Origin of the sequence: Mucilaginibacter sp. Mucisp86, from assembly GCF_047324315.1 — a bacterium.
GTDB lineage: Bacteria > Bacteroidota > Bacteroidia > Sphingobacteriales > Sphingobacteriaceae > Mucilaginibacter.
In genome coordinates this window covers 1,405,987-1,428,747 of sequence record NZ_CP168503.1, presented here as the reverse complement: position 1 = coordinate 1,428,747, position 22,761 = coordinate 1,405,987, and the positions used below count along the sequence as shown (strand labels likewise).

22 protein-coding genes are annotated in these 22,761 nt (G+C 41.7%); 10 read left to right on the top strand and 12 right to left on the bottom strand.

The window, feature by feature from the left end; all coding sequences use genetic code 11:
- Positions 1 to 126 precede the first annotated feature (126 nt).
- The gene (locus tag ACEN9X_RS05835) at positions 127 to 318 is read left to right on the top strand and encodes a cold-shock protein (RefSeq protein WP_091220527.1); all 192 of its coding nucleotides are present in this window, start codon (positions 127 to 129) and stop codon (positions 316 to 318) included.
- A gap of 125 nt (positions 319 to 443) precedes the next feature.
- Here ACEN9X_RS05835 and hemH read toward each other — a convergent pair whose 3' ends face one another.
- The 10 genes from hemH to ACEN9X_RS05785 form a co-directional block, all read right to left on the bottom strand.
- The gene (gene hemH, locus ACEN9X_RS05830; protein WP_413669505.1) at positions 444 to 1,463 is read right to left on the bottom strand and encodes a ferrochelatase; all 1,020 of its coding nucleotides are present in this window, start codon (positions 1,461 to 1,463) and stop codon (positions 444 to 446) included.
- 354 nt (positions 1,464 to 1,817) lie between these two features.
- On the bottom strand, positions 1,818 to 2,492 hold the full coding sequence (locus tag ACEN9X_RS05825; RefSeq protein WP_413669504.1) for a fatty acid desaturase: 675 nt from the start codon (positions 2,490 to 2,492) through the stop codon (positions 1,818 to 1,820).
- Positions 2,493 to 2,521: 29 nt separating this feature from the next.
- Entirely contained in the window at positions 2,522 to 3,373 is an 852-nt protein-coding gene (locus ACEN9X_RS05820) for a 4-hydroxy-3-methylbut-2-enyl diphosphate reductase (protein WP_413669503.1), read from the bottom strand.
- An 83-nt stretch (positions 3,374 to 3,456) separates the two neighbouring features.
- Positions 3,457 to 4,623, bottom strand: a complete 1,167-nt coding sequence (locus ACEN9X_RS05815) for a PD-(D/E)XK nuclease family protein (protein WP_413669502.1) — start codon at positions 4,621 to 4,623, stop codon at positions 3,457 to 3,459.
- Positions 4,624 to 4,711: 88 nt separating this feature from the next.
- Positions 4,712 to 5,344 (bottom strand): carotenoid biosynthesis protein, encoded by a 633-nt coding sequence (locus tag ACEN9X_RS05810; protein WP_413669501.1) that lies wholly within the window; start codon positions 5,342 to 5,344, stop codon positions 4,712 to 4,714.
- A 23-nt stretch (positions 5,345 to 5,367) separates the two neighbouring features.
- Positions 5,368 to 6,456: a glycosyltransferase gene (locus tag ACEN9X_RS05805; protein WP_413669500.1), complete on the bottom strand. Its 1,089-nt coding sequence runs from the start codon at positions 6,454 to 6,456 to the stop codon at positions 5,368 to 5,370.
- Positions 6,457 to 6,459: 3 nt separating this feature from the next.
- Positions 6,460 to 7,086, bottom strand: coding sequence for a lysophospholipid acyltransferase family protein (locus tag ACEN9X_RS05800; RefSeq protein WP_413669499.1), 627 nt, complete (start codon positions 7,084 to 7,086; stop codon positions 6,460 to 6,462).
- A gap of 179 nt (positions 7,087 to 7,265) precedes the next feature.
- Positions 7,266 to 7,889 (bottom strand): lysophospholipid acyltransferase family protein, encoded by a 624-nt coding sequence (locus tag ACEN9X_RS05795; protein ID WP_413669498.1) that lies wholly within the window; start codon positions 7,887 to 7,889, stop codon positions 7,266 to 7,268.
- Between the two features lie 3 nt (positions 7,890 to 7,892).
- Positions 7,893 to 8,702, bottom strand: coding sequence for an alpha/beta fold hydrolase (locus ACEN9X_RS05790; RefSeq protein ID WP_413669497.1), 810 nt, complete (start codon positions 8,700 to 8,702; stop codon positions 7,893 to 7,895).
- A 224-nt stretch (positions 8,703 to 8,926) separates the two neighbouring features.
- A complete protein-coding gene (locus tag ACEN9X_RS05785; RefSeq protein ID WP_413669496.1) occupies positions 8,927 to 10,177 on the bottom strand; it encodes a 3-deoxy-D-manno-octulosonic acid transferase in 1,251 nt (416 codons plus the stop codon).
- 151 nt (positions 10,178 to 10,328) lie between these two features.
- Between ACEN9X_RS05785 and ACEN9X_RS05780 the strand changes: the two genes are divergently transcribed.
- From ACEN9X_RS05780 to ACEN9X_RS05760, 5 genes are all read left to right on the top strand, one after another.
- The gene (locus ACEN9X_RS05780; protein WP_413669495.1) at positions 10,329 to 11,645 is read left to right on the top strand and encodes a UDP-glucose dehydrogenase family protein; all 1,317 of its coding nucleotides are present in this window, start codon (positions 10,329 to 10,331) and stop codon (positions 11,643 to 11,645) included.
- A complete protein-coding gene (locus ACEN9X_RS05775; protein WP_413669494.1) occupies positions 11,642 to 12,625 on the top strand; it encodes a UDP-glucuronic acid decarboxylase family protein in 984 nt (327 codons plus the stop codon). Before ACEN9X_RS05780 ends, ACEN9X_RS05775 begins: the two co-directional genes overlap by 4 nt.
- Before the next feature lie 112 nt (positions 12,626 to 12,737).
- On the top strand, positions 12,738 to 13,760 hold the full coding sequence (galE, locus tag ACEN9X_RS05770; protein WP_413669493.1) for a UDP-glucose 4-epimerase GalE: 1,023 nt from the start codon (positions 12,738 to 12,740) through the stop codon (positions 13,758 to 13,760).
- 15 nt (positions 13,761 to 13,775) lie between these two features.
- Positions 13,776 to 14,831 (top strand): dTDP-glucose 4,6-dehydratase, encoded by a 1,056-nt coding sequence (gene rfbB, locus ACEN9X_RS05765; RefSeq protein ID WP_413669492.1) that lies wholly within the window; start codon positions 13,776 to 13,778, stop codon positions 14,829 to 14,831.
- A gap of 3 nt (positions 14,832 to 14,834) precedes the next feature.
- A complete protein-coding gene (locus ACEN9X_RS05760; protein WP_413669491.1) occupies positions 14,835 to 15,575 on the top strand; it encodes a tyrosine-protein phosphatase in 741 nt (246 codons plus the stop codon).
- A 447-nt stretch (positions 15,576 to 16,022) separates the two neighbouring features.
- On the opposite strand, the gene ACEN9X_RS05755 is transcribed toward ACEN9X_RS05760, so the two are convergent.
- Entirely contained in the window at positions 16,023 to 17,261 is a 1,239-nt protein-coding gene (locus tag ACEN9X_RS05755) for an ABC transporter permease (RefSeq protein ID WP_413669490.1), read from the bottom strand.
- Positions 17,262 to 17,445: 184 nt separating this feature from the next.
- Here ACEN9X_RS05755 and ACEN9X_RS05750 point away from each other — a divergent pair, with 184 nt between their 5' ends.
- Entirely contained in the window at positions 17,446 to 18,252 is an 807-nt protein-coding gene (locus tag ACEN9X_RS05750; RefSeq protein ID WP_413669489.1) for a redoxin domain-containing protein, read from the top strand.
- 77 nt (positions 18,253 to 18,329) lie between these two features.
- On the opposite strand, the gene ACEN9X_RS05745 is transcribed toward ACEN9X_RS05750, so the two are convergent.
- Positions 18,330 to 18,677 carry a HesB/IscA family protein gene (locus ACEN9X_RS05745; protein WP_413669488.1) on the bottom strand — a complete coding sequence of 116 codons (348 nt, stop codon included), beginning with the start codon at positions 18,675 to 18,677 and terminating at the stop codon, positions 18,330 to 18,332.
- 90 nt (positions 18,678 to 18,767) lie between these two features.
- On the opposite strand from ACEN9X_RS05745, the gene ACEN9X_RS05740 reads away from it, so the two are divergent.
- From ACEN9X_RS05740 to dnaA, 3 genes are all read left to right on the top strand, one after another.
- Positions 18,768 to 19,298: a hypothetical protein gene (locus tag ACEN9X_RS05740; protein ID WP_091217671.1), complete on the top strand. Its 531-nt coding sequence runs from the start codon at positions 18,768 to 18,770 to the stop codon at positions 19,296 to 19,298.
- A gap of 4 nt (positions 19,299 to 19,302) precedes the next feature.
- On the top strand, positions 19,303 to 20,853 hold the full coding sequence (locus ACEN9X_RS05735) for a methylmalonyl-CoA mutase (RefSeq protein ID WP_413669487.1): 1,551 nt from the start codon (positions 19,303 to 19,305) through the stop codon (positions 20,851 to 20,853).
- 435 nt (positions 20,854 to 21,288) lie between these two features.
- A complete protein-coding gene (dnaA, locus tag ACEN9X_RS05730) occupies positions 21,289 to 22,713 on the top strand; it encodes a chromosomal replication initiator protein DnaA (protein ID WP_413669486.1) in 1,425 nt (474 codons plus the stop codon).
- The last annotated feature ends 48 nt before the right edge of the window (positions 22,714 to 22,761 follow it).

Below are 22,761 nucleotides of genomic sequence, written 5' to 3'. Positions count from 1 at the left end.
GAAACATTATTTTTAGGCGATGTTTTTAAGCCTACAATTATGCTTGTGGAAACTATAAAAGTGTAATGGCCTTATTTTTAATAATTTATTGATTATTAATATTACCTTTGTGGCTTAAATAAAAATATAATGCAAGGAACAGTAAAATTCTTTAATGAAACTAAAGGCTTCGGATTTATTACCCCAACTGATGGTGGTGCTGAAGTTTTTGTACACGTATCAGGTTTGGTTGACACTATCCGTGAAAACGATAGCGTTACCTACGATGTAGAGCAAGGCCGTAAAGGTCCAAATGCGGTGAATGTAAAAGTAGCTTAAACTATTAATTATATAAAAATCGTACGGCATCTGTTCAGCAATGAGCAGATGCTTTTTTTATGCAATAAAAAAGCCTAACGTATGCATTCCGTCAGGCTATAATTATTTTTCGATTTGAAGTATTCTTAAGATGGGTTTACCATCTGCACTAAAGCATCAATAAACTTTGGTGAATCATTCAAGCTTTCAACCAGCTGAACATGCTCTCCACCCAGTGCTTTAAACTCATCACCATATTCGGTAGTTACTTCGTAAACAGTTTCAAGGCAGTCGGCCACAAACGCCGGGCAAAATACCAACAGGCGCTTTTTACCTTCGTTGGCCAATTTGGCTATGATTTCGCTGGTATAAGGCTGTACCCAGGGGTCGTTACCCAGGCGCGATTGAAAGCAGATGGTATATTTCTCTCTCGGGATCCCCATTTTCTCAGCTATCAGCTTCGCCGTATGGTGCGATTGTGCTGAATAACAAAAGCGGTTAGCGTCGGTAAGTGTTTCGCAGCAACCGGGAGATTTAAGGCAGTGATTATGTGTATGATCTGCTTTGATCAGTTGCCTTTGCGGTAAACCATGGAAGCTGAACAAAACGTGGTCATAGGTATCCGGATTGTATTTTTGAGCATTATCGGCAAAGGTTTCAATCATCAGCTCATTATCATGGAAAGAGTTGATGAAAGTGATATTTGGTGATGTTGGCCATTTACCAACAATATCCATCACCTTTTCATAAACAGATCCGGTACTGGCCGAAGCGTATTGCGGAAACAAAGGGATTACCTGGATACTTTCAACGAGGGCTGCCTTCAGTTTCTCCAAAGCCGATTCGATAGAAGGGTTTTGGTAACGCATAGCCAGCTCAACCATATACCCATCGCCGAGGCGTTGCTGTAAGGCTTTTTGTTGTAAAATACTGTAATGTAACAGCGGTGATCCTGTTTTAGGATCCCAGATGGCCTGGTATAATTTAGCTGATTTAGGTGCCCTGAAAGGAACAATTAAGCCTTTTACTAAAATGGTACGTGAAAGGGTTCCAATATCAATAACCCGGGGGTCCATCAAAAACTCATTCAAATAACGCTTAACATCTGCTGTACTTGGGCTATCCGGGGTGCCCAGGTTAACCAGTAAAATTCCTTTTTTAGCCATAATTATGAGGTACAAAAGTAACAAAAAATGCCCCATAACTAATGACGGCGGTCACAATTTACAAATAAATGAGGTGTAAGCATCGTTTATATTCCTGGCGTTTACACTCCCGTCATTGTGAGGCACGAAGCAATCGCGAACTGTACAGAGAGAATTGAATGGCTAACCTATAAATGGGGTATTACTTTGTGTCTTATAATGGGACGATTGTAAGTTGTTGATTATTAAATGTGTTTTTTGATCGATACTATAAATATGGGCGTTGCCTGCGGCCGGGCTATCCGCTCATACTGCACAAGGCCTTAATCACAGGCCGGTATCCGCTACTATCCCTAACGCGGCTTGCTTTATGTCTTATTTAATAACTTTCCACAACCTCCACCATGGCACTCCCGGCGATTCGTGATGCTCATAGTGGTACCCGAAAAAGTAACAGCTAAAAAACGCAGCAAAGTGGTTACGGCGCTGGCTCCGGGCAAAGTGCCGGTTATTGTGTTCGCCTTTATGGGGTTGGTAGGTTCCGAAGTAAAATAGTTGCAATGTACTTAGGAGGGACGGCACTACCCAAAACATGATCAGGTTTGGCTGCGGGATCCAGATTTTCAGGATATTGAAAACTATCGCCATTACAACAATTTGCCATATCGACAGATAATTGCGGATGAACTGCACATACCAGGCAAAAAATCCACCGTGGTGATAATCCGGATCATCGTGGGTATGTACATGGCGGTGATGCTTATGATGTTTAGTATACAGCTGTGGGTACCAGAACGAGGCATACAAAAAGGTGCTCAGGTAGCCGACAAAGTTATTTAAACCCTTATTGGGCGAAACTGTACCATGCATGGCATCATGCGCGGTAATGAACAATCCGGTATACAGGTGCATCTGTACCAGCATGAAAATGTAAACCAGGGGATTGGTGAAACTGAAATGCCATTGCATCAATAATATAATGCTTGTTGCCCAACTGCCAATTACCAGGGAGGCTATCAATAAACCGGTATGTGAAGGGCTTTTTTGCATGCTATGGTGTTACAGCAAAAAGCGTGCTGTTAAAAACTTTCTATAGCGGCTTTTACCTTTTGCATCAGCCACATGGGGGTTGATGTAGCGCCGGCAATACCTACAGTGTCATTAGGAGCAAACATGTTTTGTTCCAGTTCATCGGTTGATGATATGAAGTAGGTGTTGGGGTTATGTTTACGGCATACCTCAAACAATACCTTGCCGTTTGATGATTTTTTGCCCGATACAAAAACGATCTTATCAAAACGGGTTGCAAATTTGGGCAGGTCCTTATCTCGGTTACTAACCTGGCGACAAATGGTATCATTGGCCTTAAGGGCATATCCACGCGCAATAAGCTCATCCTTCACCGAGTAAAATTTATCCATACTCTTGGTGGTTTGGCTGTATAGCGTGATGTTATGCGGAAGTTCTACATTATCCAGCTCGGCAATATCCTGGAAAACGATGGCTTCATCATTTGTTTGCCCCTGTAAGCCAACTACTTCGGCGTGGCCATGTTTACCAAAAATCAGGATCTTCTCGTTCGAGTCGTATGAGGTTTTGATACGGTTTTGCAGTTTAAGCACTACCGGGCATGAGGCATCAATAAGGGTAATATTGTTTTCTAAAGCCGTGCGGTAAGTATCCGGTGCTTCGCCATGGGCTCGGATCAGTACCTTTTCGTTATGCAGATTTTTAAGCTGGGTGTGTTCTATAATACGCAAGCCACGTGCCTTAAGGCGTTCAACTTCCTCATCGTTATGCACAATATCGCCAAGGCAGTACAAGTAGCCATCCTCTTCTAAAATCTCCTCGGCCATGTCAATGGCATAAACCACTCCAAAGCAAAAGCCCGAATCCTGATCGATAGTAACCTGTAACTGATAATCTCCCATGGTGTTGCAAATTTACGGCAAAAATAACCGTTGATTGTAATGATTACGTTGATTTCGCTGATTTTTATGATGCAGTTCTTTATTTATAATTCCATATTATCTGCTACTTTTAGCAGGTATTCAATTTTTTCTTTCATAACTGATCGCATAGTGCCATCTTCTATAGCTTTCCATGCCTCATACTTAGCCCAATTATCAAGCGGGGATTGTAGTTTTTCGTACATCGGCCACCATATATTTTGCCGTAAAGAATTATTTCTTAGTTTAAAATCTTCTCTTAATGTCAATGGTAATTTTTCAGGTTCCTTTTTTGCACTGAAGCCATATGTGAGGTCCTTGTTTTTGTCCCAAAATTGAAATCCGATGCTTACATGTTGCCAGTCGTTTTTCCAAAACCAAAAGCCCCTGTAGTTAGTTTTAAAATCAATTTCAATGTTATTCATGTAACCTAATCCTAATTCTTCGGCAACAACGCTAAGTTCCTGATTTAGCTTCTCAAATAACTTTAATAATGAATAATTAAGATTATTCGCAATTATAAATGATGATTCAAGATTCGACGATAATAAAGTGTAAAGTTCTTCCGTCATAGCATCGTTAAGGGTTTGATTGGTTAAGTATTTTATCAGGTTTAAGTATTGAGTTATTGATTCTCGAATGATTGGAAGAACAGCGACTTCTTTTCTGCATTGTTCGAGCCATTCTGTTATATGAACAGCATAGGAGCAGCATTTGAAATCAATATCAATTGATAGTTCATTTTTACTCAATTCACTTGGTTCATTACCCTCCAATGTTAAATAAATTAAGTCGGCATTAGGTGAGTATTTGTGATAACGAAACAGTTGATTAGCCTGATCGCCAGCGTAAATTTTGTTTTCAATTATTATCTGATGTTTGGATTCGGTGTCAGTAATCACTATATCAATTCTACCACCTTCGGTTCCTTGTTCATTAATAAAACCGGTGTGTTTTTCAACTTCTACTTTACAGCTTTCGGAGTTGATGGGATTATTTTTGAAACAAAACGATTTTAAAAACAATTTTAAAAATGCATCTTTTTGGCCATGGCTACCATTGGGGTTCAATAATTCCGCTAAAAAAGCAGAATGCATCCTTACTTCGGATGATTCCAGTTTAAGTATCCTAAATACATTGAAGTTCTCGCCTGTGAGTTCATTGATTTTTTTATATCGATCATTTAAAGCTTTAACCTGATCAAGTAAATGTTTTAGTCGGATTATTTCCATTGTGGTGGTTTAGGTAAGCAAGTAAGTCTTATCTGATGATATTTGCAATAGGTGTTTTAACCTAATAATTATCAAATAACCAACTGGCTTAATACACCAAATTCAAAACCGCAAAAAACACAAATTGCGCCATCAGCAGTGCCGGGGCAACAATGCTTTGCCGCTTAAATTTAAACTGCTCAAATATAAAAAGCAATAACGCACTCAAGCCAAACCAACAAGCATAGTTTTTAAATGGAATGTTGCCGTCCAGCCAATGCCAGTAATCAAAGCGTATGGCAATAGGTTCAATTAGTGCATCAAGCAGCGTAAGGATGATGGCTCCCGAAAGTATCCTTATCATGATGCTTTTAAGACGGCTTCGTTGCAGGGTAACACCCATGGCATAAATGAGCAGGAACCAATTCACCCCGATCATTAAAGGGATATCAAGCAGTTTGGCACCGAGTGTGCCGCCATACCGGTAATGGCCGAAAACCCAGCCGGTATGTACGCCTGCATATTCCGCCATAAAGCCAATAATAAAAGTAATTAACCCAAACAGTAAAAATCTGCTGTTAAAATGTTCATAGCTATAAATGATCACCCCCTGCATTAACAGCAAATGCCAGGGTACCAGCGCTATAAATAATACAGTTAATGATGGGATTATAAAACCTATCAACCCTACCAGATGAAACAGGACTATCACAGCTATACAGATTCTGTTTTTTGTCGGCATAGCAATATTGGTAAATAGAGTCGTCAAATCTTTCGCCCTTTCCACGTGGTGGTTTTGGTGAGGTATCGTTGGATGGATAAAATTGCTACTGCAAGGAGGCTGAACATTTGCGCGGGGTGCAAAAGGATATTATACCCGGCCTTTTGCCCGGCCGAAAGCGAGATCATAATCCGCGTAAGCAAAATTAAGCCCATGGTGAAAAATATGAGCGGCAGGTTTAAGGTAGTAAGGATAATGAGCGGACCGGCAATAATGATGGTGATATATACCAAAAAACCAATGACGCTGTAATTAAAAGCTGCCAGGAAATTTTTGCTGAACCCGTTTATTGCCTCGTTGTACCCCTGGTACATGCGGCAGCTGATCATGCCGTTGGCCAGCAGTGCTTCGCCGTTATAACTTTCGGCTTTAATGAGGCGCATGATCTCCACATCTTCCACCACTTTGTTTTTCACAGCTTTGTGCCACTGGTGTTTATGGTAAATAGCGGCATCAAATAGCATGAACTGACCGCTGGCCGCCGCTACCGAAGCATTTTTAACGATATACACCAGGCGTAAAGGGAGCAGATTAAGCAATATGAAATGCATAAGCGGTACCACAAGGTTTTCACCTGTAGTAAGCATGATTTGATTGGTAAACAGGCTTAGTAATCCCAGCTGATGCAGGTGCATGCGATGTACAGCACTATTGATCAGCCGGTTACTGATCTGCTCGTCGGCATCCAAAAACAGCAGGTATTTACCCTCGGCCTGTTTGGCCATCTGGTGGCAGGCGTAATTTTTACCCATCCAGCCATCGGGTAATTTATTACCCTTTATTACCCTGAAATGTGGGTGCCCGGCTGCAAACTCGTTACAAACCTGGTATGTATCATCGGTCGAATCATCGTCATAAATAATAACCTCATAGTTGTCGTAATCCTGCTGATGGATGGAGTTTAACAGGGTTAATATATTACCAGCCTCGTTGCGTGCAGGGATCAGGATGGATACCTTATCCGAATAATACCGGCCTATGTGGGGTAGCTTAGGGTTGGATATGTAATTGAACAGCGTTACCGCAAACCTGAGTATGATAAAAAAGAGGGTTATTAATATGGCTATTATCACTTTTTATATATCAATTTCGGTTTGTTGTAATTTGGAGGATTCATAATGCCTTTGGTATGCTTCCTGTAATTTATCTATGCTTTTACCTGTGTAATTTTCGGGTTCGCCTTTTAAGTAAACGGTTACTGTTGGCTTTTTATGTTTAAAGTACTGAATAAAAGTTGAAGCAAAAACAAGTTGAAAATTCCCGGTGGCTTTTTCAATTATTCTCATAATGCCTTTTTCAAATTTTATGTTTGTAACAAAGTTAGCATACAGTTTGCCCTGCGGAAACATTAAAACCAAATTTGCAGGATCGGCAAGTAATTCGGCAGCGTAATCCAGTGACTGAAAAATACTTCTCGAGTCTTTTTTTACTGAAAATGCACCCACATATTTCAGAAACCGTTCTTTACGGGCGGTTTCTTCCAGTATCATGACATGCAGTTTTTTTTTCAATAGTTTTTCGTTGACACAATATAAAATCAATCCGTCCCAAAAACTGAAGTGATTGCCGATAAGCAACACCGACTTGCTTTTATCAATCGCAACATCGTTAAACAATAACTCGTGAAACGTTTTGCCAACAGCCCACTTGATATAGTAGTGGACAATACGGTTCAAGAAAAAGTTCTTTTTATTGCGGATCATATTTTGACACGAATGTATCGTATGTAGGCGATAGTTTTATCGAATTACACGAATTAAAGCAGTTGGCACGAATGCTTTGCTTTTGTATAATTTTATCGAATTACACGAATTAAGTAATGAATATCTCAAATGGAATTAGCGTCAATTCCAAACAATTCGGGAAATTAGTGTCAATTAAGTTAGTGTTCTATATTGATTTGGTTTTTCAATGCCTGCTGATGCGCCTGGTTAACGTTCTCTTTTAACTGCTCAAATGTAAGTTCGTTAGCCACACCTAAATCAAAGAGATGAACATAGGCTCGGGGTTTCAGGCTTTCAAAATAATCTATCAGAATACAGTGATAAACAATTTGGCACGGGCCTTTTATTTGCTGCATTAATTTATAAACACCTTTTTCAACATGAATATGCGTTTCATGGTTCGAAAACAGTTCGCCCTGCGGAAATATCACGATCAGGTTATCCGGCTTATCCAATATCCCAGCCGAGTAGGTGAGCGATTCCAACATAGCCCTCGATCCTTTTTGGATGGAGTAAGCGCCGATATATCGTAAATAGCTACGCTGATCAAACTGATCCTGCTGCATCATTACATAATATTGTTTTTTGAGGTTATAAACAGCCGTCCAGTTGGCAATAAAGCCATCCCACCAGCTAAAGTGGTTACTCAGAAGTAATATCGAGTGGCCCGGTCGCGGTTCAAAAGGCTGTACATTAACCTCTTTAAAGTTGCGGCTGATCCACCACCTTACGTAGCTGATATATAGTTTACTCCAGAATTTTTTTTTACGAGAGGGTACCATGTTTTATTTAACTAAATACTCATCCAGTGCCTTTGTAACCAGCCAATGCCCAAGCTCAACTTCATGCACTTCGGCATCATGAAGCATTCCTAAAAATGGCATCGCTGCCGATTTAGGGAACAGTTTGTCGTGCTTGCCAAATATCAGCAAACATTTAATTTGATGCTGATTGATCAGCCGGGCTATTTTCTGCACATCGGGTTTTAATAGCCTGATCAAATTTAGGGTATAATAGGTATCAAGCCTTTTTTGTTCGGTGTCAATTTCATTATAAGCTATCTTGTATAAGCTTTCGTCGATAACCCCAACTCTTTTTACGCTTTTAACCAAAAAAGGTGCAAGCCATCTGCTTTTGGTAGCTGTACGGAAAATAGCGCGGCCAAGTTTGTTGTGCAGCATAAAATGAAAGCCTTTAAAAACGGCCAGGCCATCGGGGGCCATTAATATGATATCATCAATCATATCGGCATATTCTTCAACTAATATCAGGGCCAGATTGGCGCCTATGGAATAACCCATTACCGAGAAGCGCTGCCGGCCGTATAGCTTAAACCATTCTTCCATGTAGTTGCGTACCATTGCTTTGGGCATCCCGGCCAGGATCTGTTGTTCTGTCCAGCCGTCGAGCCGGCTTTCGCCATGAAAAAAATGATCGAAGCCGTAGATATGATATTGAGGCAAAATAGATTGATCAAGCACGTGAAATTGCTTTCCCGTCATACCGTAACCGTGAAAGGCCAACAGTGGCTTTCTGCCGGTGCCATATTCGTGAAAATGTGCTTTGCCCAAACCAGGCAGATGTAAAAAACCCATTAAGGCAATATTAAGAATTTATGGCTTTTGTACAGTAAACACATTTGTTTTGTTTTGGACAATGGAATAGTCTTTTTATAAAAATTGTCATTTCGATGAACGGCGGAGAGGGCGAAGGGGGCGTGAGGAGAAATCTTCTACTTCTCGTAAATCACCATACATGGTTTACTAACCAGCGTATAAGATTTCTCACTCGTACCTTGTTCGAAATGACACTTTATATTTTATCTGGTAATATACCTCATGATCATTTCCGTGGCCCCAACATTATCTTTTACGTAATTGGATATCTTTTTACGGGTTGTATCATAAAAAGTCTCATCATTAACAAGCGTTTCAACAATGTCTTTCAGTTCTGTTTCATTGCTGATGCTAAACCCGGCCTCAAGGGCGATAAGCTCCCTGGCCTCGTTAAATTTCTGATAATTAGGGCCAAAAATAACAGGCAGGCCAAAAGCTGCCGCCTCCAGCGTATTGTGGATACCTACCCCAAAACCGCCGCCTATATAGGCAATATCGGCATAAGCGTAAAGGGACGACAGCATACCGATGTTGTCTATTACGAGTGCCTGGAGATTGTTAGATGTTAGCGATTGGTTAATAAAATCTCCCGACTTCAAACCTTCGGCTTCGGTTTTTAATTGAGAAAAAGTGATCGCTTTTCCTTCAGGAAGCAACTCTATCAGGTTGTTGATCTTCTCATCCGGTATTTCATGCGGGGCGAAGATGAATTTCCAGTTGGGATACTGGCTTACCAGTTTCGCCAACAGGGTTTCGTCCTGTGGCCAGGTGCTGCCTGCAATAAATAGTTTGTGACCGTTTTTAAATTCAGCTATTAAAGGCAAAGCTTTCGGATTTTGCGCGTTGGCCCAAACGCGGTCGAACCGGGTATCGCCGCTTACCGAAGTATTGGTGATGCCAATACCCTGTAATAATTCTTCAGATGCCTCATCCTGTAAAAAGAAATGGCTTACGAGCCTTAATATTTTGCGGTTAAAACCACCATACCATCTAAAAAACACTTGCCCGGGCCTGAATATTCCCGATACTATATATAAAGGAATGTTGCGCTTATGTGCTTCGTTAAAAAAATGAAACCAGTATTCGTACTTGGTAAAAACGACAAGTTCGGGATTGATAGCATCAACAAATTTGCGGGCGTTTGGGGCTGTATCCAAAGGCAGGTAATAAACATAATCGGCAAGCGGGGTGTTTTTCCTGATTTCGTATCCCGAAGGGGAAAAAAAAGTAACTACTACTTTTTTGCCGGGGTGCAATGTCCTGATTGCTTCCAGTATCGGACGGCCTTGTTCAAATTCGCCCAATGAAGCAAAATGAAACCAAATACTGCTTTCTATACGTACAAAGACGGGGTTTTTACGTCCTGCAACCCAAAGTTTTGCCTTGTTGTTAAACAACGCGGCAAAACGGATAAAAAGGGAATATAATTTGATACCTATATTATATAATACCATCAATTTTAACGCCGAATGATTATCTTAGCCGGGCATAAAAGTAATAACAATAATTACAATATTGGTTTTATGGTCCGCCCGGTGCCATAATAAGCTGTCGATATGGTTCATTATACAAATGCTTACCTTAAATTAAAATACATTTAACACTATGAAAATTGCAGTAATTGGTACGGGTTATGTAGGTTTGGTAACAGGTACGTGTTTGGCCGAAACGGGCAATGAAGTAACCTGTGTAGATATAGTTGAGGAAAAAGTAAACAAGATGCGCAATGGCGAAATGCCGATCTATGAACCGGGTCTTGACATTTTATTTTTGCGCAATATCAAACAGGAACGGTTAACGTTTACTACCAATCTTGCTGAAGCCATAGCACCGGCAAAGGTGATATTTTTAGCCCTGCCAACGCCTCCGGGAGCTGATGGAGCAGCCGATTTGAGCTACGTGCTTGGGGCAGCCGGCGATATAGCCAAACTGATCACTGAATATAAAGTGATCGTAACCAAATCAACTGTACCGGTAGGCACAGCCGATAAGGTAACGGCCGTAATGAAAGCCAATACCGATGTGCCGTTCGCAGTGGTATCCAATCCTGAATTTTTACGTGAAGGTGTTGCTGTAGAAGATTTCATGAAACCTGACAGGGTGGTGATTGGTACGAGCGACGAGAAAGCACGCCAGGTGATGGGCGACCTTTATGCGCCATACGTGCGCCAGGGCAACCCTATCTTATACATGGACGAACGCTCATCAGAGCTCACCAAATATGCAGCCAACTCATTCCTGGCCACTAAGATCACGTTTATGAACGAGATTGCCAATATGTGCGAGCTGGTAGGGGCAGATGTAGACATGGTGCGCAAAGGTGTAGGTGCAGATGCCCGTATTGGTAAACGCTTCCTTTTCCCTGGCGTAGGTTACGGTGGTAGCTGTTTCCCCAAAGATGTGCAGGCTTTATCTAAAGCAGCCGAAGAAAATAAATACGATTTCAAGATCCTGAACTCGGTGATGGAGGTGAACGAAACGCAGAAGAAACGCCTGGTGGTGAAAATGCGTGAATATTATGGAGCGGATGGCTTGAAAGGCAAACACTTTGCACTGTGGGGCCTGGCCTTTAAACCAGAAACAGACGATATTCGCGAAGCACCGGCGCTATACATCATTGATGAGCTGTTAGCAGCAGGTGCAACAGTAACTGCTTATGATCCGGAAGGGATGCCAAACGTAAAAAAACTGCTGGGTGATAAAATAGCTTATGCAGCCAACAGATATAATGCGCTGGATGAAGCAGATGCCCTGCTGATAGTGACTGAATGGCCGGTATTTCGTACGCCGGATTTTGACTTCATGAAGGAAAAACTGAAGTCGGCAGTGATTTTTGACGGTCGTAACCTGTATGATTTGGACAGGATGAAAGATCATGGATTTTATTATAACAGCATAGGCCGTAAAACAGTATCAATATGACAGAAAGAAAAAGGATCCTGATCACGGGAGCAGCTGGTTTTTTAGGCTCTCACCTTTGCGACAGGTTTATTAAAGAAGGATATCATGTGATAGGTATGGATAACCTGATCACGGGAGATCTGAGAAACATCGAACATTTGTTCAAACTGGAGAACTTTGAGTTTTATAACCATGACGTATCCACGTTTGTGTATGTTCCCGGGGATTTGCATTATATTTTGCACTTTGCCTCGCCGGCCAGCCCGATTGATTATTTGAAAATCCCGATCCAGACATTAAAAGTAGGCTCACTGGGTACGCATAACCTGCTGGGGTTGGCGCGGAACAAGAAGGCCCGGATGCTGATCGCTTCGACATCAGAAGTGTACGGCGACCCGAACATCAGCCCTCAGCCGGAGGAGTACTGGGGTAATGTGAACCCTGTAGGTCCGAGAGGGGTATATGATGAAGCCAAAAGGTTCCAGGAAGCTATTACGATGGCCTACCATACTTTCCATGGTGTTGAAACCAGGATTGTAAGGATTTTTAACACCTACGGGCCGAGGATGCGCCTGAATGACGGCAGGGTATTGCCGGCATTTATCGGGCAGGCATTGCGTGGCGAACCGTTAACGATGTTTGGTGACGGCTCTCAAACCCGTTCATTTTGTTATGTAGATGATTTGATAGAAGGTATTTACCGTTTATTGCTGAGCGATTATGTACAGCCAATGAATATCGGTAACCCTGATGAGATCACGATCAAACAATTTGGCGAGGAGATTATCAAATTAACAGGTACGGATCAGAAACTGATCAGCCTGCCCTTACCAACAGATGATCCTAAACAACGCCGTCCGGATATTACCAAGGCCAAAGCTATACTGGGCTGGGAGCCAAAGGTATCAAGGAGCGAAGGTTTGAAGATCACTTATGAATACTTCAAATCATTACCCGAGCAGGAAATACATCATAAAGACTTTACTTATTACAATAAATAAGGTAGCAAGGCCGGAAATTAATTTTTGGCCTTTTTTATAATATAAAAGCGGATGAATTGTTACAATCTGCTTACTTTGCCGAACATTCAAACACACACACTCTATTTAAACTATGAAAATATTAGTAACAGGCGGTTTAGGTTTTATTGGCTCGCACACAGTTGTTGAACTGGTTAATGCGGGTTACGATCCGGTTATTGTTGATGACCTGTCAAACTCTGATCCTAAAATATTAGATCAGCTTACCAAAATCTTAGGCTTTACCCCAACGTTTCATAAGCTTGATCTTTGCGATGAGGCGGGTGTTAGGTCACTTGCACTTGCTGAGCCCGAAATAGGTGGAATCATCCATTTCGCAGCTTTTAAGGCTGTTGGTGAATCGGTGAAAAAACCGATGAAATACTACAGGAATAACTTTTATTCGCTTATTAATTTATTGGAAGCTTATTACGGTAAGGCTATCAATTTTGTATTTTCATCAAGCTGTACAGTTTATGGTCAGCCAGAAAAACTACCTGTTACCGAAAATGCACCGGTACAACCTGCGCAATCGCCGTATGGTAATACCAAGCAGATAGCCGAAGAAATTTTGGTTGATATGGTAAATTCCGGTACCAACTATAAAGTAATATCATTACGTTATTTTAACCCGGTAGGTGCCCACGAGTCGGCCCTGATTGGTGAGTTGCCAATTGGCGTGCCGCAAAACCTGGTACCTTTTATTACACAAACAGCTATAGGCAAACGCCAAAAAATAACCGTATTTGGCGATGATTATAATACGCCGGATGGCAGCTGTATCCGCGATTATATTCACGTAGTTGATTTGGCCAAGGCTCACGTAGCGGCGTTAAAACTTGCCGAAAAAGACGAATTTAAAGGATATGACGTATTTAACCTGGGTACCGGCAACGGCACTTCGGTGTTGGAAGTAATTCATGCTTTTGAAAGCACTACAGGCGAAAAACTAAACTACGAAATTGGCCCGCGCCGCGAAGGTGATGTGGAGCAGGTTTGGGGCGATGTTACCAAATCATCAACCAAACTTGGCTGGACAGCTAAACTCGGTATTGGCGAAATGATGTCATCGGCCTGGGAGTGGGAAAAGTATATTGCTCAAAATCCGTTTAATTAAAACTAACAGCAGGGAATGAAAAAAAAGATCATTATTACAGGCGGTGCTGGTTTTATTGGCTCGCATGTGGTGCGCAGGTTTGTTAAAAACTATCCTGATTACAGCATTGTTAACTTAGATAAACTTACCTATGCGGGTAACCTTGCCAATTTAAAAGATATTGAGAACGAGCCTAATTACAAGTTTGTAAAAGGCGATATTGTTGACATTGCCTTTATTAATGAGCTTTTTGCAGTCGAGAACCCCGATGCAGTGATCCACCTTGCTGCCGAATCGCATGTAGACAGGTCAATCACTAATCCGCTTGATTTTGTGATGACCAATGTGGTTGGCACAGTAAACTTACTAAACACCGCCCGCGAGCACTGGAAAGGCAGATATGATCAAACCCGTTTTTATCATGTATCTACGGATGAAGTGTACGGTACCCTTGGTGAAGATGGCATGTTTACCGAAGAAACTGCCTATGACCCTCATTCTCCTTATTCGGCTTCAAAAGCAGGTTCTGATCATTTTGTAAGGGCATACCAGGATACTTATGGTATGGATACGGTAATATCCAATTGCTCAAACAATTATGGATCATTTCATTTTCCGGAAAAGCTTATTCCACTGGCAATCAATAATATCAAACAAAATAAGCCTGTCCCCGTATACGGTAAAGGCGAAAACATCCGCGATTGGCTTTGGGTTGAAGACCATGCCCGTGCAATTGATGTGATATTTCATAATGCCAAATCGGGCTCTACCTATAATATAGGCGGCCATAATGAATGGAAAAATATTGACCTGATCAAATTGCTTTGCAGTATATTGGACAAAAAATTAGGCAGGGCCGAAGGAGAATCGGCTAAACTGATCACTTTTGTAACAGACCGGGCCGGGCACGATCTAAGATATGCCATCGACGCAACCAAGCTTAAAAATGATTTGGGTTGGGTGCCGGGCATAACTTTTGAAGAAGGGTTGGAAAAAACAGTTGATTGGTACCTGGCTAATGAGGAATGGCTTAATGATGTAACGTCGGGACATTACCAGCAGTATTACAGCAGTCAGTATAACGATAGATAAAAAATGTTCGGGCTTTTTAAGAAGAAAAAGGAAGTAAGGGAAGCAAAGCGCAACTATGAGGGGATCATGGTTGATATGCACTCGCATGTATTACCGGGAATTGACGATGGCGCCAAAACGCCGGAAGAGTCGGTAGAATTGATAAAAAAGATGATGGAACTGGGCATAAAAAAAATTATTGCCACACCTCACATCATGATTGATTTTTATCGCAATACGCCCGAAACTATAGGTAATGCGCTTACTTTGCTAAAAGCCGAACTGGTGAAACAAGAAATTGATATCCCGGTTGAAGCTGCTGCCGAACATTATTTTGATGAAACGTTTGAGGCACGCGTAGAAAATGGTCCGGTGATGACCATGGGTGATAACCATGTGTTATTTGAGTTTTCATTCATCAATCAACCGCCAAATACTTATAGTGTAATTCAAAAACTTCACGATAAGGGGTATAAACCTATTTTGGCCCATCCGGAGCGTTATCAATATCTTGATTTAGATAAGTTAAAAAATCTGCATAGCTGGGGTGTTGATTTTCAGCTTAACACGATATCACTTACCGGGTACTATGGCAAGGACATCAAAAAGATGGCCGAAGATCTGATCGATAATAGCTTAATTGATTATATATCGAGCGATATGCACCATCTAAAGCATGCCGCAGCATTAAGCGATGCACTCAGGACAACTTACATTGAGAAAGTACTGGTTGATTATCCGCTTAAAAATAAGATGTTGTTTTAGTAAAAATATTTGTTACGAAAAAGGTGCATTCAATGCGCCTTTTTTGTTGGGTAATATGTTACGCCTTCTTAGGAGCTCTCGCCGAAAAGCCTGATGGGACATGGTGATATAGCTAAAAAGAACCGTTATTGCGAGGTACGAAGCAAGCCCCGACTTACAAAGTCGTTCTGTTTCTTGCCTAATAGTAACTTGATTGTAAGTTATTGATTATTAGGTGTATTTTTTCAGCAGTTTTATAATATGGGCGTTGCCTGCGGCCGGGCTATCCGCTCATACTCCACAAGGCCTTAGCCACAGGCGGGTATCCGCTACTATCCCTAACGCGGCCCCCGCACAATATCACTATATATATATTACACGTCGTTACGAATTTTTCCGGGGGGCTGGAGGATACTCGCAATGACTTTTTTTGTTTGCAAACAGCCTCTAAGATTTTGAAATAATTCTCTATTCATACCTCAACGCCTCAACCGGGTCAAGCTTTGCCGCTTTTTTTGCGGGGTAATAACCCGATATCAAACCGATAAAGGTACACAGCACCACTGCAAAGAATAGCCACGCCCACGGCACCACAAATGATCCGCTTATTTGAACGGCGATAAGGTTTCCGGCAGCCATACCGAGGATCATGCCCGCCGCGCCGCCTATAAGGCAGATTACTATGGCCTCAATCAGAAACTGTTTGCGGATAATTGCGGGCGTTGCCCCAATAGCTTTACGCACACCAATTTCGCGGGTGCGTTCTGTTACCGATACCAGCATGATATTCATAAGACCGATGGCTGCACCGATAAGCGTGATAATGCCCACTGCGAAACCGGCTGCAGTAATGCCTGCAAGCTGGCCTGAAAGTTCTTTTTGGATCGAATCGCTCCGGCTTATTTCAAAATTATCCTGGTTAACAACGTTTAATCCCCTTACATTTCTGAACAGGGAAGTGGCTTCGCCAATGGTAGCATCGAGAGCACCGGGAGTGGCTACTTTAATTGTTACCGTAAATGATGCGTTTTTGGTACTGTCTATTTGTTTGGCTTTCAATACCGGGATCACACAAAATTTATCGCCTCCAAATGAGCTTGAACCCTTTGACGCAAACACACCCACGATCCTGAACCTGTTGGTGCCAAGATATACCAATTTATTGATCGGGTCTTCAGTTTTAAAAAGCTTCTTTTTAATCTCGTCGCCAATGATGACCACGTTTGAGCCATGTTCCAGCTCAGAAGTTGAAAAATTACGGCCGAAAGCCAGTTTTTTGCCGGCTGTAACCAGGTAGTTTTCATTCGAGCCTGAAATAGATATGTTTGGATTGGTTTTTTGGTTGCCGTATTTGGCTACTGCTGTACCAGTTACCTCTAAATTGATGGCTACGGCCACCGGTAGTTTGAAAGTATTTTTGAAACGTACGGCCTGATCATAAGTAATGGCCGGATAAACCTTGCGGTGCCCGCCATTGCCAAAGTTTAGTCCTTCGCCGCGGTTTTGTAAGGTGAAGGTATTGGCGCCAAGATCGGCAAAAGCATCATTGGTAAACTGCCTGATGCCCTCAATGGCTGTCAAAATACCAACCAGTGCCATGATACCTATGGCTATGATAAGCGCCGTTAACGAGGTGCGCAGCCTGTTGCCGGCTATAGACTGTAATGCAATGGAAATGTTTTCTTTGTAAGAGGTTTTTACCGGCATGGTATAAATATAAAAAACTTGTTGGTATGACTATGCACCATGTCAATTTGTTACAACTGCTGAACAATAAACTTTTTGACAGATAGTATAACCCGGCGTTAATTATATTGCCTGTTTGTTACAATTTGATCGCTGTATATTAAATATCTTCAGGTATATTTATGAAATATAAACTAAGCCTGTCATGAAACATATCTTCCTTTTGCTTTTATTTATAACATGGAGTTTCGGTGCATGGTCGCAGGATACGCTGGTGCGTAAAGTTGTTAATCGGTCCTTCAGAATTGATGACCATTCGGTTGTAAAGGATTCGACGGGAAAACAACTTACTTATAAGCAGTGGAGTAATCTGATGCGTACAAGACAATATGTTTTATTGCCCGAAAATATGGAAGACACCAAAACTGCCTTTATACTTAGCAGGAAAGATGAGCGGGAGGTGCGATACATAAAGCCCAATACCACACCTACAGATAGAGCTCCTGCAAATATCCCCAAACAGCTTTCGGCCGAAGAAGCCAAAGAGCAGTACATGGCCTCTCTTCCCAAGCCTTACGAATCTGCTTATTTTAATACAGGCGAGGTAATGGAACCTTTTAGTACGCATGATATCAACGGTAACAAAATCAAACTGAAAGATTTGCGTGGCAAAGTAGTGGTGCTCAATTTTTGGTTCATTGGTTGCCCGGCCTGTATGCAGGAGATTCCGGAGTTAAATAAACTGGTTGATGATTATAAGGATAACGCAAATGTAGTTTTTTTGGCGATTGCCCTGGATGATCGCTATGATCTGAAGAAATTTTTAAAGCAAACGGAGTTTAAGTATGATATTATAGATGACGGCCGGTATATAGCCGCCGGGTATAAAATAGGCCTTTATCCAACCAGCGTTATATTAAATAAGGAAGGAAAAGTTGCTTTTCATACGGTAGGCTTCGCAGTAAACTCGCCGTACTGGATGCGGAAAACGATTAACGAAGGATTAAAGTAGGATTGAAACGCTACAGCAAATAAGAGGCCGCTTCATAACAATATGAAACGGCCTTCAGTATTTTAAGCGGCCTTGCTTTAAACCGAGAAAGAAGAGCCGCAGCCGCAGGTGCTGGCAGCGTTAGGGTTGTTGAAAGTAAAACCACGGGCATTTAATCCGTCCTGGTAATCAATTTGCATACCGGCCAGGTATAAACCGTGGGCTTTGTGCATAAAAACTTTAATACCATCAATAATGTATTCCTGGTCGCCGTCTTTTTTCATGTCGAAGCCTAAAATATAGTTCATGCCAGAACAGCCACCGCCTTCAACACCAACACGTAAGCCAAATTCGTCGTTTATTTCTTGCTGGTCTTTTAATTTAAAAAGTTCTTTTACGGCTCCCGGAGTAAAAGAAACCGGGGCAGTTTCAACAGCTATACTCATCTTATTTTTATTTATTCTACACAAATATAACGTAAAATGCAGATTTTTGTTAGTGTCATAATTTTATGACCCCTGTATAACATTATAAACATGCCTACTCTCTCTCTTTTATTTGATATTATAAAGTATACTATTTCGGGCTTAGGCGTTGTGTATATCGCTTTTTACCTGTTTAAGCCATATCTTGATAAATCAGAAAGCATTCAGCTATTGGAGCTAAAACGTACTATCAGTAACCAAACCCTGCCGTTACGATTGCAAGCCTATGAAAGGGTTGTACTATTCATTGAAAGGGTTAACCCGGCAAGCTTACTTATCCGCCTTAACGGATCGGCCGATACTGCCGCCGAATTGCAGGCCATTATTATTAACGAAGTTCGTAATGAATTTCAGCATAACATTACCCAGCAAATTTATGTAAGTGCCAGGGTTTGGAATGTGGTGAAAAGAGTAAAGGATGATACCATTAATATGATCAACAACGCTGTAAAGGCCTTGCCGCCGGATACATCGGCGCTTGAGCTAAGCAAGGTTATCCTGGTGCATTTAAGTAAGCTTGAAGATAATCCTTATGATGTAGCGCTGGGATTGATCAGGCAGGATATGGAAGAATTATACTAAGCTTATGGCCGCGGATAAAAAGATTGTTACTACATCGGGTATCGAAATAAAAGAGGTTTATACCGAACCTTCAAATATGAATGAATTGCCCGGTGAGTTCCCTTTTACCCGTGGTATCCAGAAAGATATGTATCGGGGCAAACCCTGGACCATGCGTCAATACGCAGGCTTCTCAACTGCCGAGGAGTCAAATAAGCGCTATCACTATTTATTAAGCCAGGGTACAAACGGCCTTTCGGTAGCATTCGATCTTCCCACACAAATAGGCTACGACTCCGACCACGCACTTGCAGAAGGTGAGGTAGGCAAGGTAGGTGTAGCCATTGATTCGTTAAAGGACATGGAGATCCTGTTTGCAGGTATTGAACTGAAGGATATTACCACCTCCATGACCATCAACGCTACGGCTCCTATTTTACTGGCCATGTACATTGCGCTGGCAAAAAAACAGGGGGCTGATCTGAAACAAATTTCAGGTACAATCCAAAACGATATATTAAAAGAGTATGCTGCACGTGGTACCTATATATACCCGCCTGCGCCTTCCATGCGGCTCATTACCGACGTGTTTGAATATTGCAGTAAAGAAGTGCCCAAATGGAACACCATTTCCATATCAGGTTATCACATCCGCGAAGCAGGTTCGACCGCAGTGCAGGAGCTGGCCTTTACATTAGCCAATGGTAAAGCTTATTTAAAGGCAGCTTTGGATAAAGGGCTTGACATTAACGTATTTGCCAAACGACTTTCCTTCTTTTTTAACTGTCACAGTAATTTTTTTGAAGAGATAGCCAAGTTCAGAGCTGCGAGGCGTATGTGGGCGCATATTACCCAACAACTCGGTGCTACCGACGCCGGTGCTCAAAAACTTCGTTTTCATACGCAAACAGGCGGCTCTACTTTAACCGCTCAACAGCCGCTTAATAATATTATAAGGGTAAGTAACCAGGCTATGGCTGCGGTATTGGGGGGGACACAATCATTGCATACCAATGGATATGATGAAGCATTGTCGTTACCAACTGAGGCTGCTGCCAAAATTGCCCTGCGTACCCAGCAGATTATCGCGTTTGAAAGCGGCGTTACCGACACGGTCGACCCGCTGGCGGGTTCATACTTTATAGAGGCCCTGACAGATGACATAGAAGCCGCTGCTCAATTATATATAGATAAGATAGACGCCATGGGCGGTGCTGTAAAAGCTATTGAGCAGGATTACATTCAGCAGGAAATTGCAGCTTCGGCTTATCAATATCAGCAAGAAATTGAAACCGGCGAAAAAGTGATTGTTGGTGTTAACCGGTTTGCCCAGCAAGAAGAAGCTCCTGGTAGTGTGTTCAGAGTAGATGACGCTATCAGAAAAATGCAGTCTGAGAAAATTGCAGAGCTAAAAGTCACGCGTAATAGTGAAGATGTTGAGAAAAGTTTACATCTTTTGGGAATAGCGGCGGCGGGCACTGAAAACTTAATTCCTTTTATCGTAACTTCGGTAGAAAGCTATGCAACCCTGGGAGAGATCGCCGACGTACTGCGCGGTGTTTTTGGGGAATATTAGCATCGTGGTGTGGCTTCCTTGCATGTGTTTATAGCGTGCCACAAATCAGCAAACTTGGTTTTTATTTTTTATAAGGCACTAAACCAGTGTGTTATTTTTTTGTTTGCAATAACGGCCTAAAAGGCTCAAACATTGCCCGTGTTTTGGCGTATAACTAAGGGTTGAAGCACGCGGTTTTGTTATTCTTTTTCTTGAAATTTCAAAAAAAGAAAAAAACAATTGAGAAATATTCGGATTGTGATTTTTATATAAAAAATTATGTTATCCATACAAAAATTTCATTAAAAAATCGAATTTGTTAGTAAAAAGCCAAATGTTAAAAAAGTGAAAATTTAATTTTTTTATAAGCTTTTTTTGGCAATATTCGATGTTCCGTAGCAAGGCCAAAAGTTGTTTCGCTGGGGGTTGGAAATCAATATTTTACTTTTTATCTATATGGAAAAAACTTGTACGAACGTTTGGAATAGCTGCCTTCAGATCATCAAAGACAACATACCGGCCCAGAGTTTTAAAACCTGGTTTGAGCCGATAAAAGCTTTGAGGATGGAAGGAAGCGTATTAACCATACAAGTACCAAGTTTATTCTTTTACGAGTGGCTTGAAGAGCACTATGTAGGGTTACTGCGCAAAACAATTAAGAAACAATTGGGCGATGAAGGACGTTTAGAGTATAATATAGTTGTTGAGCAATCATCAAGTAAACCATACACAACTAACATGCCTTCAAACGGAAATGGCGCCGATGCAAAACATCAGAGTATGCCGATACCTATTTCAATTAACAAGGATATTAAAAACCCCTTTGTTATACCCGGGCTTAAAAAGTTGAATGTAGATCCTCAGCTTAACCGTAACTACACCTTCGAAAATTTTGTTGAGGGTGATTGCAACCGCCTGGCCCGCTCGGCCGGTTATGCGGTAGCGGCTAAACCAGGAGGTACCTCTTTTAACCCGCTGATGATTTATGGTGGCGTTGGGTTGGGTAAAACCCACCTTGCACAAGCTATTGGTAACGAAATTAAGCGCACCCTGCCGGATAAACTGGTACTGTATGTATCATGCGAAAAATTTACGCAACAATTTGTTGATGCCTTGAAGCACAACAACATTAATGACTTTGTTAACTTTTACCAGGCCATTGACGTGCTCATCATGGACGACGTGCATAACTTTGCCGGTAAAGAAAAAACACAGGATTTCTTCTTCCATATTTTTAACCACCTGCATCAATCGGGCAAGCAGCTGATCATCACATCAGATAAAGCGCCTAAGGATCTGGCCGGTTTGGAAGAACGTCTGCTTTCGAGGTTTAAATGGGGTTTATCTGCCGACTTGCAGATTCCTGACCTGGAAACCCGTATGGCTATCCTTAAAAATAAAATTTACCAGGATGGTATCGACCTGTCAAATGACGTAATTGAATACGTTGCCCACAATATCGACAATAATGTACGTGAGCTGGAAGGGGCAATGGTATCATTACTGGCACAGTCAACCCTTAACCGCAAGGAGATTGACCTGAACCTGGCTAAACAAATGTTGAAAAACTTTGTGAAGAACTCATCTAAAGAAATTTCGATGGAGTATATCCAAAGTTTGGTTTGCGAGTATTTTGAAGTGCCTATCGAAATGGTTAAATCACAAACCCGTAAACGCGAAATTGTACAGGCTCGTCAAATATCGATGTATCTGGCCAAAGCCCATACCAAAAGCTCGCTTAAATCAATTGGTCATTTCTTTGGTGGCCGCGACCACTCAACCGTGATCTATGCCTGCCAAACCGTGGAGGATTTGATTGATACCGATAAGAAATTTAAAGGTTACGTGGCTGATATTCAGAAGAAATTGAAAATGTCATAATAACCGACTCTGAAAATATGAAAGCCTTGCATTTATGCAGGGCTTTTT